13 protein-coding genes are annotated in these 12,035 nt (G+C 64.6%); 5 read left to right on the forward strand and 8 right to left on the reverse strand.

Annotated features, from left to right (window positions below; all coding sequences use genetic code 11):
• Positions 1-3: 3 nt before the first annotated feature.
• The 5 genes from SR870_RS01465 to SR870_RS01485 all read right to left on the reverse strand — a co-directional run bounded on the left by SR870_RS01465 (position 4) and on the right by SR870_RS01485 (position 3,406).
• Positions 4-1,443: a type II and III secretion system protein family protein gene (locus tag SR870_RS01465; RefSeq protein WP_322516283.1), complete on the reverse strand. Its 1,440-nt coding sequence runs from the start codon at positions 1,441-1,443 to the stop codon at positions 4-6.
• Positions 1,444-1,456: 13 nt separating this feature from the next.
• Entirely contained in the window at positions 1,457-2,254 is a 798-nt protein-coding gene (cpaB, locus tag SR870_RS01470) for a Flp pilus assembly protein CpaB (RefSeq protein WP_322516284.1), read from the reverse strand.
• A 125-nt stretch (positions 2,255-2,379) separates the two neighbouring features.
• Entirely contained in the window at positions 2,380-2,904 is a 525-nt protein-coding gene (locus tag SR870_RS01475) for a prepilin peptidase (protein ID WP_322516285.1), read from the reverse strand.
• A 106-nt stretch (positions 2,905-3,010) separates the two neighbouring features.
• Positions 3,011-3,145, reverse strand: coding sequence for a hypothetical protein (locus SR870_RS01480; protein ID WP_322516286.1), 135 nt, complete (start codon positions 3,143-3,145; stop codon positions 3,011-3,013).
• A gap of 96 nt (positions 3,146-3,241) precedes the next feature.
• Positions 3,242-3,406 (reverse strand): Flp family type IVb pilin, encoded by a 165-nt coding sequence (locus SR870_RS01485; RefSeq protein ID WP_322516287.1) that lies wholly within the window; start codon positions 3,404-3,406, stop codon positions 3,242-3,244.
• A gap of 376 nt (positions 3,407-3,782) precedes the next feature.
• Between SR870_RS01485 and SR870_RS01490 the strand changes: the two genes are divergently transcribed.
• The 3 genes from SR870_RS01490 to SR870_RS01500 all read left to right on the forward strand — a co-directional run bounded on the left by SR870_RS01490 (position 3,783) and on the right by SR870_RS01500 (position 5,729).
• Entirely contained in the window at positions 3,783-4,274 is a 492-nt protein-coding gene (locus SR870_RS01490; RefSeq protein WP_322516288.1) for a pilus assembly protein N-terminal domain-containing protein, read from the forward strand.
• 282 nt (positions 4,275-4,556) lie between these two features.
• Positions 4,557-5,105 (forward strand): TadE/TadG family type IV pilus assembly protein, encoded by a 549-nt coding sequence (locus SR870_RS01495; protein WP_322516289.1) that lies wholly within the window; start codon positions 4,557-4,559, stop codon positions 5,103-5,105.
• Between the two features lie 9 nt (positions 5,106-5,114).
• Complete coding sequence (locus tag SR870_RS01500) at positions 5,115-5,729, forward strand: TadE/TadG family type IV pilus assembly protein (protein ID WP_322516290.1); 615 nt, start codon at positions 5,115-5,117, stop codon at positions 5,727-5,729.
• Between the two features lie 413 nt (positions 5,730-6,142).
• Here SR870_RS01500 and SR870_RS01505 read toward each other — a convergent pair whose 3' ends face one another.
• The 3 genes from SR870_RS01505 to SR870_RS01515 all read right to left on the reverse strand — a co-directional run bounded on the left by SR870_RS01505 (position 6,143) and on the right by SR870_RS01515 (position 8,407).
• On the reverse strand, positions 6,143-6,355 hold the full coding sequence (locus SR870_RS01505; RefSeq protein WP_011440687.1) for a cold-shock protein: 213 nt from the start codon (positions 6,353-6,355) through the stop codon (positions 6,143-6,145).
• 277 nt (positions 6,356-6,632) lie between these two features.
• Positions 6,633-6,917: a translation initiation factor IF-1 gene (infA, locus tag SR870_RS01510; protein WP_119856567.1), complete on the reverse strand. Its 285-nt coding sequence runs from the start codon at positions 6,915-6,917 to the stop codon at positions 6,633-6,635.
• Positions 6,918-6,940: 23 nt separating this feature from the next.
• Positions 6,941-8,407, reverse strand: coding sequence for a DEAD/DEAH box helicase (locus tag SR870_RS01515; RefSeq protein WP_322518378.1), 1,467 nt, complete (start codon positions 8,405-8,407; stop codon positions 6,941-6,943).
• A gap of 501 nt (positions 8,408-8,908) precedes the next feature.
• Here SR870_RS01515 and urtA point away from each other — a divergent pair.
• On the forward strand, positions 8,909-10,231 hold the full coding sequence (urtA, locus tag SR870_RS01520) for an urea ABC transporter substrate-binding protein (protein ID WP_322516291.1): 1,323 nt from the start codon (positions 8,909-8,911) through the stop codon (positions 10,229-10,231).
• A 173-nt stretch (positions 10,232-10,404) separates the two neighbouring features.
• The gene (gene urtB / locus SR870_RS01525) at positions 10,405-12,006 is read left to right on the forward strand and encodes an urea ABC transporter permease subunit UrtB (RefSeq protein ID WP_322518379.1); all 1,602 of its coding nucleotides are present in this window, start codon (positions 10,405-10,407) and stop codon (positions 12,004-12,006) included.
• The last annotated feature ends 29 nt before the right edge of the window (positions 12,007-12,035 follow it).

Raw genomic sequence — 12,035 nt, forward strand, 5'->3', positions numbered from 1 at the left:
CGCTCAGTCGGTGATGAAGCCGAACCGGCCCCGGTAGGTCCGGCTCTGGCCGGTGCGGCCGGGGACGCCGTAGATCCTGTTGATGCTGCCGAGCAGATCCGACTGCGGATCGGAGGCGTCGGCGAAGCCGTCGTCGGGCCGCGACAGATCCTTCGGCGCCACCGCGCGCACCACATAGGGCGTCACCAGAACCATCAGTTCGGTCTGGCGGTTGATGTAGTCGCGGCTGCGGAACAGCGTGCCGAGGATCGGCAGTTGGGTCATGCCGGGCAGGCCGTTGATCGCCTGCTTGGTCTGTTCCTGGATCAGGCCGGCCATCGCCAGCGAGCCGCCGGAGGGAATTTCCACCGTGCTGTCGACCCGGCGGGTCTTGATCGAGGGCACCGACAGGCCGCTGATGGTGATCGAATTGTCGCTCGAGACCTCGGAGACCTCGGTCGCGACTTTCAGGCTGATCCGGCCTTCGGTCAGCACCACGGGTGTGAAGTTGAGCAGCACGCCGAACTTCTTGAAGGTCACCGAGGGCGTGCAGAGGCTGTTGGTACAGGTCACGCCGCTCGGCACCGGAAATTCGCCGCCGGCGAGGAAGCTCGCCGGTTCGCCGGAAATCGCGGTCAGGTTCGGCTCGGCCAGCGTCCGCACCACGCCGGCGCTCTCCATCGCCTTCAGCGTCGCCGTGATCGACGGCCCGTTGCCGAACGACGTCGTCAGCGCGTTGCCCGAAACCAGCGCGGCGCCGGACTGGGTGAACGGGTTGGTGTTGGTGAATTTCACCACCGAGGTGCCGTAGCTCAAATTGGCGGTCAGATCGACGCCGAGTTGCTTGATGACGTCGCGCTGCACTTCGGCCACGGTGATCTTCAGCATCACCTGGTCGCGGCCGCGGATCGCGATGTTGTTGACCACCTTGCTGGCGTCGCCGGCCAGCCGCGCGGCGAGATCGGCCGCCTGTTGCGACTCGATCGGCGTCGCCACCGAGCCCATGAGAATCACGCCGTCGCCGAGACCCTCGACATGGATGTCGCCGTTCGGGATCGACTGCCGCAGCGCGGTGCGGATGCCGTTGAGATCGCGGGTCACCGCGATGTCGTAGGCGGCGATCTGCTGGCCGGTCGAGTCGAAGAACACGATGTTGGTCTGGCCGACGGCGGCGCCGATGATGTAGGCGCGCTGCGCCGACCGCACCACGGCGTTGGCGATCTTCGGATCGGCGACCAGAACGTCCTTGATGTCGCGCGGCAGGTCGATCACCACCGATTTGCCGATGCCGAGCGCGAGCGGCTGTGCGTTCATCCCGCCGCCCGTCTGCGCCGCGGTCGCCCGATAGTCGCTGGCCTTCACCGGCGTCCAGGTCGGCAGCAGCGTCAGCGCGACGACGGCGGTGAACGCCATCGCCGTGCCTTTCAGCGTCCGGATGAATCGGTGATTGGTGCCGCAGCTCATATCCGTCCCCTGATCACTTCGGCGTCGTCGTCGGCGTGGAGACGCCGAACCGCACGACGTTGATGCTGTCCCGCTTGCCGCCGATCTCTTCGGTCCGGGCCGGGGCGTTGGCGTCGGCGAGGCTGCGCAGCGCCAGCGACAGCGTGCCGCTCTGCCGCGCGCGCGCCAGGAATTCCGCCTGATCGGGCTTCAGTTCGAGCGTCGCGGTCTTGCCGACCACGACCTTCTGGCCGTTCTTTTCCTCGACGGTCTGGTCGATCGCGAGAATCCGCACGTTGCTGAGGATGATCTCGGAGTTGACGACGTCGCCGCTCTGGCCCCGATCGGGATTCTGGTCGCGCTTCGACAGGATGACGTCGACCCGATCGTTCGGCAGGATGAAGCCGCCGGCGCCGGTCTCCGGCGAGATTTCCGTCGAGATCGCGCGCATCCCGGTCGGCAGGATCGCGGCCATGAATCCGGAGCCGTTGGCTTTCACCAGCTTCTGTTCGCGGATCGGTTCGCCGGCGATGAAGGGCGAGCGCGCGATCGAGCCGGCGAGCTGCGTGCTGGCGTCGGGGCGCTCGCTGCGGAGGATGAAATTGGAGCTGGCGGTGGCGGCCGGCCAGGTCTGCCACTGCACGTCCGCGGGCCCGACCGGCTGGCCGAGCGGAATGTCGGACTTGGCGACAAGTACGTCGACCGTCGCCAGTTGCGCGACGGGCGCGGCCGGGCCGGCGGTCTCCTGTCCGCCGATGCCGCTCGCCAGATAGGCGGCGACGGCGCCGGCGCCGACAGCGATGACAAGAACGACGATGCGCGCGGTATTCATACGCTTTACTTCCCGGGGTAACTCGGCGACGGACCACGCCGCAGTACCGGGAGTTGACCAGCTAATCGTCAAGGCATGGTTAATGAGGCGTATCTAAATCGCGTTAACGAGAACTTCCTGCGTCGTCAGGGCAGCGCGAACCGGGTGAGATCCACCGCCCGGATCCAGTCGGTCTGCGGATACACCGCGAGGGCGCCGATCGCGAGCGCGATGCCGTAGGGGATGCCGGTCTCCTTGGCGTGGAGTCGCAGCAGCCAGCTCTGGCCGGCGAGCGGATAGGGTAGCGGCCACTGCCGGAAGCTCAGCAGCAGCAGCGTCAGCGCGCCGCCGAACAGCGAGGCGTAGAGCAGAAAATCCATCAGATGGCCGAAGCCGAACCACAGCGCCGCCGCCGCCGCGACCTTGGCGTCGCCGCCGCCGATCCAGCCCATCGCGAAGCATCCGAACGCGACCGCCAGCACGGTCATGCCGGCGCCGAGATGCAGGCCGAACGCAGCGAGGCTCATGCCCGACATCGGCGCGAGCACGAGGAAGCCCGCCACCAGCAGCAGCGAGACGCGATTGGAGATCGTCATCGTGAACAGGTCGCTGGCCGCAGCGAACGCCATCAGCGCGGGGAACAGCAACAGGCGGAGAAGGTCAGCGATCATGATCGGGTCTCGCCGAAAGGCCGGGGCAAAGGCGGCCGCAACCGCCGCGAAACGCGCGGGTCAGCCTAGCGCGCAGAAGTGAACGATCGGAAAACGGCGGCGCGGCTCACCAGACCGCGGCGATCCGCACCGCGATCGCGAGGATGCCGAGCGCGAGCGCCGCGCACACCGTCTGTCGGGCCGCGATGTCGCGGATCGCGGGGCGGGCCTGGTCGGCTGCGGCCGGATCGAACCGATTCATGTCACGCGAACTCGATCGCCGGAGACCGGCGGAAAAATCGGGAAACAAAAAAGGCTCCGGCGCACCGGAGCCTTTCTTGAAGTGGCCGGCGGCCGCTTACTTGAGCGCGGTGTTGATGCTCGTGAAGGCGGTGTTCAGCTTGGTGCCCATGCCGTTGATCACGGCGATGATGGCCAGCGCGATGCCGGCGGCGATCAGGCCGTATTCGATCGCGGTGGCGCCGGATTCGTCCTTAACGAAACGAGCGAGAATGGTCTTCATCGTGGAGCTCCATGTACAACGTGGCTGTCGAACTAACTTTGGTCTTTCCGGCGTTCTCAGCACCGCGACCATGACGTCAACCTAGGATCTGGAAATTGCAGCGCAGTTAATTCGATTGCAGAAACATGCGTTTTACGGCCACTTCTCGGGTACGGTAAATGCCGGATTAAACTGGTGAAAAGTCGATCGAATGCGGCAACGGACTACCCATCCTGATTGCATTCGCGCAGCCGTTGCGTCGTATTCGGACAGAGTGTCGCGAATTCGATGCATCGCGTTTGCGGTTCGTTCATCAATTAACGGCACCTTCGCCATGTCGGGCGCCGGCCCGCTGCGTATCTGCTTTAGCCGGCTTGTTGATGTCCCGGAGTACAGTATGTCGACCAGCTCCTCGCGCCGGATGCGCGCAGCGCTCGTGGTGTCTTCTTTCATATGCGGCCTGATGCCGTTGTCCGCCGTGTCGGCGGGCACAGAAGAGACCGTTTCCGTCAATGTCGATCAGGCCAAGCTGATCAGGCTCCCGCAGAACATCTCGACGCTGGTGGTCGGCAATCCGCTCATCGCCGACGTCGCGATGCAGCCCGGCGGCATGGTCGTCGTCACCGGCAAAGGCTATGGCGCCACCAATGTGATCGCGATGGACCGCAAGGGGACGGTGATCGCCGATCGTCTGATCCAGGTCGAGGGTCCCGACAAGGTGGTGACGGTGTATCGCGGGGTCGATCGCGAGTCCTATAGCTGCACGCCGGTGTGCCAGCGCCGGATCACGCTCGGCGATTCCGAGGGCTACTTCAAATCCACCATCGACCAGGCCGGCAATCTCAACGCCCAGGCGACCGGCGCAGCGACGGGCCCCAAGGGCAACTGAGGCGAGCGGAGCAGACGAGTCGGGTCGCACCGCCGTTCGCGCGACCCGGTCGACCCGGCGATCGCCCACTATAGAGAGCCTCTCACTATAGAGACACTATAGAGAGTCGACAGCCGGCCACGACTGCGCCGGCCGCCTTCGTTCCGCGCTGCTCGTTGCGCGCGTGGTTAATCCCGCCCTAACGGTGCGGTCGATTTTGTTCCGATCCGGCGAAACACTTCCACAATCAGTTTCGACTAGCCTCCGGTACAGTCCAATCCGTCTGATGCCGAGAGTCCGTCGATGATGTCGTTATTGGTTTCGCGCGCAATGGCGCGGGCGCGGCGGTTCGGTCGCAATCGCCGTGGATCGGCGGCGATCGAATTCGCCATGGTCGCGCCGATCTTCATCGGACTGCTGTTCGCGATCATCGAAACCGCCTTCGTGTTCCTCGCGGGCCAGTCGCTCGAGACCGCGGTGCAGGACTCGGCGCGCTTGATCCTCACCGGCCAGGCGCAGACGGCGTCCTATTCCCAGGGAAAATTCAAGACCGAGGTCTGCAACCGTCTCAAGGCGCTGTTCACCTGCGACGGCATCCATGTCGACGTGCAGAGCTACGGCAGCGACTTCTCGACGGTGAAGATCACAACGCCGATCGATCCCAAAACCAAGGCCTTCGTCGACAACATGCAGTACGATCCCGGCAAAGCCGGCGACATCGTGGTGGTACGGGCATTCTACGAGTGGCCTCTGTTCGTCACCGGGCTCGGCTGGAACAGCGCCAATCTCAGCGGCAGCAAGCGGCTGTTGAGCGCGACCGCGGCGTTCCGCAACGAGCCGTACAGCAATTAGGATCGACCGATGAAAGCGCTGGTGAAATTCTGGGTCGATGCGCGCCGCTGCAGCGTGCGGCTGGCGAAGGACCGCAGCGGACTCGCAGCGACCGAATTCGCCTTCATCGTCCCGCTGATGCTGCTGATGTTCTTCGCCACCGTCGAACTATCCGCGGGGATCGCGATCGACCGCAAGGTGACGCTGGTGTCGCGGACGCTGTCGGATCTGGTGTCGCAGGCCACCAAGGTGACCGACAGCGACCTCGAGAATGTGTTCGCCGCGAGCTACGGCGTGCTGACGCCGTACCCGACCAACACCGTGACCGCGACGATCTCCGAGATCTACGTCAACAATGCCGGCGTCGCCAAGGTGCAGTGGAGCAAGGCCGCGACTGTCGCGCAGGACGGCAACACCGCCACCGCGACGCTCACCGCGTCGAGCCGCAAGAAAGGCGACACGATCACCATCCGCAACGGGCTCAAGGTCCCGAACACTTATCTGATCCTGAGCGAGGTCACCTACAAATACGAGCCGGGCGTCGGTTACTTCGTCGCGAAGATCGACCTCGACGATGAGTCCTACACGCGGCCGCGGCAATCGACCTGCGTGCTGTACGACACTTCGAGCTGCCCGACGTTCTGATCGTTCGAAGCGGCCGGAATCGAACCGGAGCAGTTCTGTTTCCGGTGCAATCAGCACGGGCGCTCCGAGAGGCCCGCCACACGCACAACCTCATGGTGAGGAGGCGCGAAGCGCCGTCTCGAACCATGCGCCGCCGGCCCTGCGTCGCCGCATCCTTCGAGACGCCCGGCTTCGCCGGGCTCCTCAGGATGAGGATCGGTGCATTTGGCGAGGGCTGGTTCGATTCAATCAATCGATCAAACGCTTAAATTGACGCTACTGAAATTCAAGCTACTCAGATTCGGGCTCCTGAAATTCGGGCCCTCAAATTGAAAAGGCCGCACTGGGGTGCGGCCGTCACACAAATTGAAGTCGCTGCAATTGAAAAGGCCGCGCTGTGGCGCGGCCTCGGTATCCTCGTCCGGACGTTCTGCTTAGCTCGCAGCGCGCAGATTGTCGGCCGACGACTTGCCAGAACGGCGATCGGCGACGATTTCGTAGCTGATCTTCTGGCCTTCACGCAGCGTGCCGAGGCCCGCGCGCTCGACGGCGCTGATGTGTACGAACACGTCGTTGCCGCCATCGTCCGGCTGGATGAAGCCGTAGCCCTTGGTCGCGTTGAACCACTTCACGGTTCCCATGCTCACGGGGGTAGTCCCTTCTCAATATAGACAGTCGGAGCCCATCTGATGACCAGGCGGGCTGGTGAGATCGAATTTTGGAAGGGTCGTCAGCGTCTGAACCGGCTATACCGGTAGTAGCTAATGTCGTCCGGCCGAAAATCGATTAACGGATATTATGCGAAGCCTGCGCTCAAAACAATCCTGACATGCGCGATTTTTTGGTGCGGCAGTTTATCATCGTCGGTGGATGCGCTTTGCCGGAGCCGGCAAAGCGCCTGTCGTGGGAGCTGCGGGCCGCGACCTAGCGGCGCCGGAACTGACCACGCGGCGGGCCGCCGCGCGGCGCGCCGGTGCCGCCCGGACGCTCGTCCTTGTGGCGGAAGATCAGCCGGCCCTTCTCCAGATCGTAGGGCGACATCTCGATCGTGACCCGGTCGCCGGCCAGCGTCTTGATGCGGTTCTTCTTCATTTTGCCTGCGGTGTAGGCAACGATCTCGTGTCCGGCGTCCAGTTGGACACGATACCGCGCGTCGGGAAGGATTTCGGTCACCAGTCCTTCGAACTGGATCAGCTCTTCTTTAGCCATTGTGATCTCCAGATCGGTCTTGATCAGCGTTGCGGGCGTTGATTGGTGGTCTTCGCGGGGCGATCATTTTTGCGCTGCAAAAACGCGACGCCCTGCAGGCCTTCGGCCTGTCCGCCGCCGTGCTGGGGCCGAGCTGCCGGTTCGTGCCGGGAAGCGTCCGGATGGCGTCCGGCGTTCGGTCCGCTGGCGCGCCGCGGGCGGCGCGGATCCTTCGATCCGGGAGCAGCGTCGCCGCCGCGGGCGCCATGCGGCGCCGCGCCGTTGCGCTGGCCGCCGCTGCGCTGCTGGCCGTTGCGCTGTCCGCCGCGCTGCGGCGCGGTGGACGGGGCGGGCTTCGCGCCCGGGGTGCGATGGTCTTCCTTCGGCAGCGCGATCCGGATCAGCTTCTCGATGTCGCGCAGATAGCCCGTCTCTTCGCCGCCGGCGCACAGCGAGATCGCGGTGCCCTCGGCGCCGGCGCGCGCGGTGCGGCCGATGCGATGCACGTAGGTCTCGGGGATGTTCGGCAGGTCGAAATTGACGACGTGGCTGACGCCGTCGACGTCGATGCCGCGGGCGGCGATATCGGTGGCGACCAGCGTACGCAGTTCGCCGGTGCGGAACGCCGCGAGCACGCGCTCACGATAGTTCTGCGATTTGTTGCCGTGGATCGCGTCGGCGGCGATGCCGGCGCGCTGCAGGCCCTTCACCACCTTGTCGGCGCCGTGCTTGGTGCGCGTGAACACCAGCGCCTGGTTGACGCCGTCCTGCTGCAGGATGGTGGCGAGCATCGCCGGCTTGGCGGAATGATCGAGATGGATCACGCGCTGGTTGATGCGCTCGACCGTGGAGGCCACCGGCGTCACCGCGACGCGGGCCGGATCGCGCAGCATCTGCTCGGCGAGATCGGCGATGTCCTTCGGCATGGTGGCCGAGAAGAACAGCGTCTGGCGCTTGATCGGCAGCTTGGCGACGATCTTCCGGATGTCGTTGATGAAGCCCATGTCGAGCATGCGGTCGGCTTCGTCGAGCACCAGGAATTCGACCTGGCCGAGACGCAGCGCGTTGCTCTGCACGAGGTCGAGCAGGCGGCCCGGGGTTGCGACCAGCACTTCCACGCCCTGCATCAGGGAGCGGACCTGGCGGCCCATCGGCACGCCGCCGATCGCCAGCGTCGCGCTGAGGCGGATGTGGCGGCCATAGGCGTTGAAGCTGTCGAGGATCTGCCCGGAGAGTTCGCGGGTCGGGCTCAGCACCAGGACGCGGCAGTTCTTCGGCTGCGGCTTGATGCGGTCGGCGAGGATGCGGTGCAAAATCGGCAGCGCGAACGAGGCGGTCTTGCCGGTGCCGGTCTGGGCGATGCCGACGACGTCGCGGCCGGCGAGTGCGAGAGGAATGGTCTGCGCCTGGATCGGCGTCGGGACGGTGTAATTTTCTTCCTGAAGCGCACGGGAGATGGGATCGGCGAGGCCGAAATCCTGAAACGAGGTCAAAAGATTGGTTCTTTCCATGGTGAAAGCAAGCGCCCGACGGCTTTGGTCGGGTGCGCGCACAAACCGGGACGCTCGCGTGTTTGGAGCGTCGGCTCTAATCGGCTGAAAGACGAGCCAGAAGCCGATATCCGATATCGAACGGTTCGATATCGAGAACACGGGGATCAGAACACGCGGCTCGCGGCGACCTGATGATTCTCAAGGTCTTGCAAAACATATGGAACATCAAAGCGGCGCTTTCAAGGTCGAATCGTATGGCGGGCCGTGCAGTTGCCGAGCAGAATTTAGTCACGCCGATTCGCGTGCACACCAAATGTGCTGATTGTCCAATGCGCCGGCAGATTCTCAGCCTAATATATAGGCGATGTGATCCGGGCAGTTTTCGGCCAAGGCACTTTTCAGAAGTCTTATCAATTTCTTAACAGCGCCCCGGGGCATGGCACGCTTCTTGCGATTCTCTGGCTGCAGACGGCCGTGGGGCCGGGGCACAACCATTCTGCGTCAGGGAGATAATACCGCATGCGTATTGGATCAAAGCTTCATCAGGCGACGCCGATCAGCCGGCGCACCTGGCTGGCGGCCGCCGCCGGTCTGGCTGTCGGCCTGTCGACCTTCGCGCCCGCGAAGGCTGCCGACGACACCATCAAGGTCGGCGTATTGCACTCTCTGTCCGGCACCATGGCGATCAGCGAAACCACGCTGAAGGACACCGTGCTGTTCCTGATCGACGAGCAGAACAAGAAGGGCGGCGTGCTCGGCAAGAAGCTCGAAGCGGTGGTGGTCGATCCGGCGTCGAACTGGCCGCTGTTCGCCGAGAAGGCCCGCGAGCTGATCACCAAGGACAAGGTCTCGGTGGTGTTCGGCTGCTGGACCTCGGTGTCGCGCAAATCGGTGCTGCCGGTGTTCAAGGAGCTGAATTCGATCCTGTTCTATCCGGTGCAGTACGAAGGCGAGGAGAGCGAGCGCAACGTGTTCTACACCGGCGCCGCGCCGAACCAGCAGGCGATCCCGGCGGTCGACTATCTCGCCAAGGAAGAGAAGGTGCAGCGCTGGGTGCTGGCCGGCACCGACTACGTCTATCCGCGCACCACGAATAAGATTCTGGAAGCCTACTTGAAGTCGAAAGGCGTCAAGCAGGAAGACATCATGATCAACTACACGCCGTTCGGTCATTCGGACTGGCAGACCATCGTGGCCGACATCAAGAAGTTCGGCTCGGCCGGCAAGAAGACCGCCGTGGTTTCGACCATCAACGGCGACGCCAACGTGCCGTTCTACAAGGAGCTCGGCAACCAGGGCATCAAGGCCACCGACATTCCGGTGGTGGCGTTCTCGGTCGGCGAAGAAGAGCTCGCGGGCATCGACACCAAGCCGCTGCTCGGCCATCTCGCCGCCTGGAACTACTTCCAGTCGATCAAGGACCCGGAGAACGAGAAGTTCATCAAGGCCTGGCAGGCCTACACCAAGAACCCGAAGCGCGTGACCAACGACCCGATGGAAGCCACCGTGATCGGCTTCAACATGTGGGTGAAGGCGGTCGAGAAGGCCGGCACCGTCGACGCCGACAAGGTGATCGACACGCTGCCCGGCACCAAGGCGCCGAACCTCACCGGCGGCACCTCGGAAATGCTGCCGAACCACCACATCACCAAGCCGGTGTTCATCGGCGAGATCAAGGGCGACGGCCAGTTCGACGTGGTCTGGAAGACCCCCGGCCTGGTGCCCGGCGACGCCTGGTCGAAGGAGCTCGACGGCTCCAAGGACCTGATCGGCGACTGGGTGACGCTGAAATGCGGCAACTACAACACCGTGACCAAGAAGTGCGGCGGCCAAGGCACCTGAGAAGGCACTTGATCAGGCACCCGATCATCCGCTGACGTACTCACCAACAGAGAGGGCGGCGACGCCGGTTGCGCGCCGCCCTCTCACCTCTGACGCTCCCGATCCTGTCCGACGCTCCGCACCTTCATCCTTGCCGGGACATTTCAGTGCCGCTGATTCATTTGCTGCGCCCCTTGCTGTCGCGCCTGTTATTCGCCGCCGTCGCGCTCGTTGTTCTTCATGTCGCGCCCCAGCCGGCGCTGGCCGGTCCCTACGAGGATGCCGTCGCGCAGTTTGCCGCGGGCTCGTTCTCCGACACCGAGGAAGCGATCGGCAGACTGGTCGCCAGCGGCAATCCGCGCGCCGCCACCATCATCGTCGCGTTGCAGGACGGCCGGCTGTTCGCCGATCCCGACGCCAAGACCGTCTTCATCAAGGCCGAGGACGGCGCGATCAGCAATGCGGTGACCGGCGAGGCCGTCGCCGCGCTGCCGGACAAGGCCGAGGCGGTCCGCCTCAACAACAAGCTTCGCCGCGCCGTTTCCGGCGCGATGGCCGGGCTGACGTTGATGTCGCCGGACCTCGGCAAGCGCATTCAGGCGGCGCAGTCGGTGTTCAAGACCCATGACGAGACCATGCTGGCGACGGTCGAGACGGCGCTGAAGGCGGAGAAGAACGCCGCCGCCCGGCAGGCCTTCGCCGAGGCCCGCGCGTCGATCCTGCTGTTCAAGACCGATGCCTCCGACGTCGACAAGCTCGACGCCATCGCCACCCTCAAGGCGCGCGGCGATCAGGAGGCGATGGCGCTCCTGACCGGCGTGCCGGGCGAGCAGAGTGCCGCGGTGGCGAGCGGCATCGCATCCGCCAAGGCCGCGATCGAGCGCAATCTGGCGCTGTGGTCGATGGTGCAGAACGCCTGGTACGGGCTGTCGCTCGGCTCGGTGCTGCTGCTGGCGGCGATCGGCCTCGCCATCACCTTCGGGGTGATGGGCGTCATCAACATGGCGCATGGCGAGATGGTGATGCTCGGCGCCTACACCACCTTCGTGGTGCAGGAGACCATCCGCACCTCCTATCCGGCGCTGTTCGACTATTCGCTGCTGATCGCGGTGCCGCTGGCCTTCCTGGTTGCGGGGGCGATCGGCGTGCTGATCGAGCGCAGCGTGATCCGCTTCCTTTACGGCCGGCCGCTGGAGACGCTGCTCGCGACCTGGGGCCTGTCGCTGATCCTGCAGCAGGCGGTGCGCACCATCTTCGGCCCGACCAACCGCGAGGTCGGCAATCCGAGCTGGATGAGCGGCGCGTTCGAACTCGGCCAGATCACCATCACCTACAACCGGCTGTGGATCCTGTGCTTCACGCTCGCCGTGTTCGTGATCCTGCTGGCGATGCTGCGCTACACCGCGCTCGGCCTGGAGATGCGCGCGGTGACGCAGAACCGCCGGATGGCGGCGTCGATGGGCATCGCCACCTCGCGGGTCGACGCGCTGACCTTCGGCCTCGGCTCCGGCATCGCCGGCATCGCCGGCGTGGCGCTGTCGCAGATCGACAATGTGTCGCCCAATCTCGGCCAGAGCTACATCATCGACTCTTTCATGGTCGTGGTGTTCGGCGGCGTCGGCAATCTGTGGGGCACGCTGGTCGGCGCCTTCACGCTCGGCATCGCCAACAAATTCCTCGAGCCGGTCGCCGGCGCGGTGCTGGCCAAGATCGCGATCCTGGTGCTGATCATCCTGTTCATCCAGAAACGCCCCCGCGGCCTGTTCGCGCTGAAGGGCAGGGCGGTGGAGGCATGAGGATGGTTAGTTCTGTGCCGTCGCCCTTC

The sequence above is a fragment of the Rhodopseudomonas palustris genome, from assembly GCF_034479375.1.
GTDB classification, from domain to species: domain Bacteria; phylum Pseudomonadota; class Alphaproteobacteria; order Rhizobiales; family Xanthobacteraceae; genus Rhodopseudomonas; species Rhodopseudomonas palustris_M.

What these genes read in the sequence shown, in the direction of transcription:
- SR870_RS01485 (WP_322516287.1), bottom strand. Translation starts at nt 3,406, where the DNA reads ATGAAGACCATTCTCGCTCGTTTCGTTAAGGACGAATCCGGCGCCACC.
- SR870_RS01475 (WP_322516285.1), bottom strand. Translation starts at nt 2,904, where the DNA reads ATGATCGCTGACCTTCTCCGCCTGTTGCTGTTCCCCGCGCTGATGGCG.
- SR870_RS01495 (WP_322516289.1), top strand. Translation starts at nt 4,557, where the DNA reads ATGATGTCGTTATTGGTTTCGCGCGCAATGGCGCGGGCGCGGCGGTTC.
- infA (WP_119856567.1), bottom strand. Translation starts at nt 6,917, where the DNA reads ATGGCTAAAGAAGAGCTGATCCAGTTCGAAGGACTGGTGACCGAAATC.
- SR870_RS01500 (WP_322516290.1), top strand. Translation starts at nt 5,115, where the DNA reads ATGAAAGCGCTGGTGAAATTCTGGGTCGATGCGCGCCGCTGCAGCGTG.
- SR870_RS01480 (WP_322516286.1), bottom strand. Translation starts at nt 3,145, where the DNA reads ATGAATCGGTTCGATCCGGCCGCAGCCGACCAGGCCCGCCCCGCGATC.
- SR870_RS01515 (WP_322518378.1), bottom strand. Translation starts at nt 8,407, where the DNA reads ATGGAAAGAACCAATCTTTTGACCTCGTTTCAGGATTTCGGCCTCGCC.
- SR870_RS01465 (WP_322516283.1), bottom strand. Translation starts at nt 1,443, where the DNA reads ATGAGCTGCGGCACCAATCACCGATTCATCCGGACGCTGAAAGGCACG.
- urtA (WP_322516291.1), top strand. Translation starts at nt 8,909, where the DNA reads ATGCGTATTGGATCAAAGCTTCATCAGGCGACGCCGATCAGCCGGCGC.
- SR870_RS01490 (WP_322516288.1), top strand. Translation starts at nt 3,783, where the DNA reads ATGTCGACCAGCTCCTCGCGCCGGATGCGCGCAGCGCTCGTGGTGTCT.
- cpaB (WP_322516284.1), bottom strand. Translation starts at nt 2,254, where the DNA reads ATGAATACCGCGCGCATCGTCGTTCTTGTCATCGCTGTCGGCGCCGGC.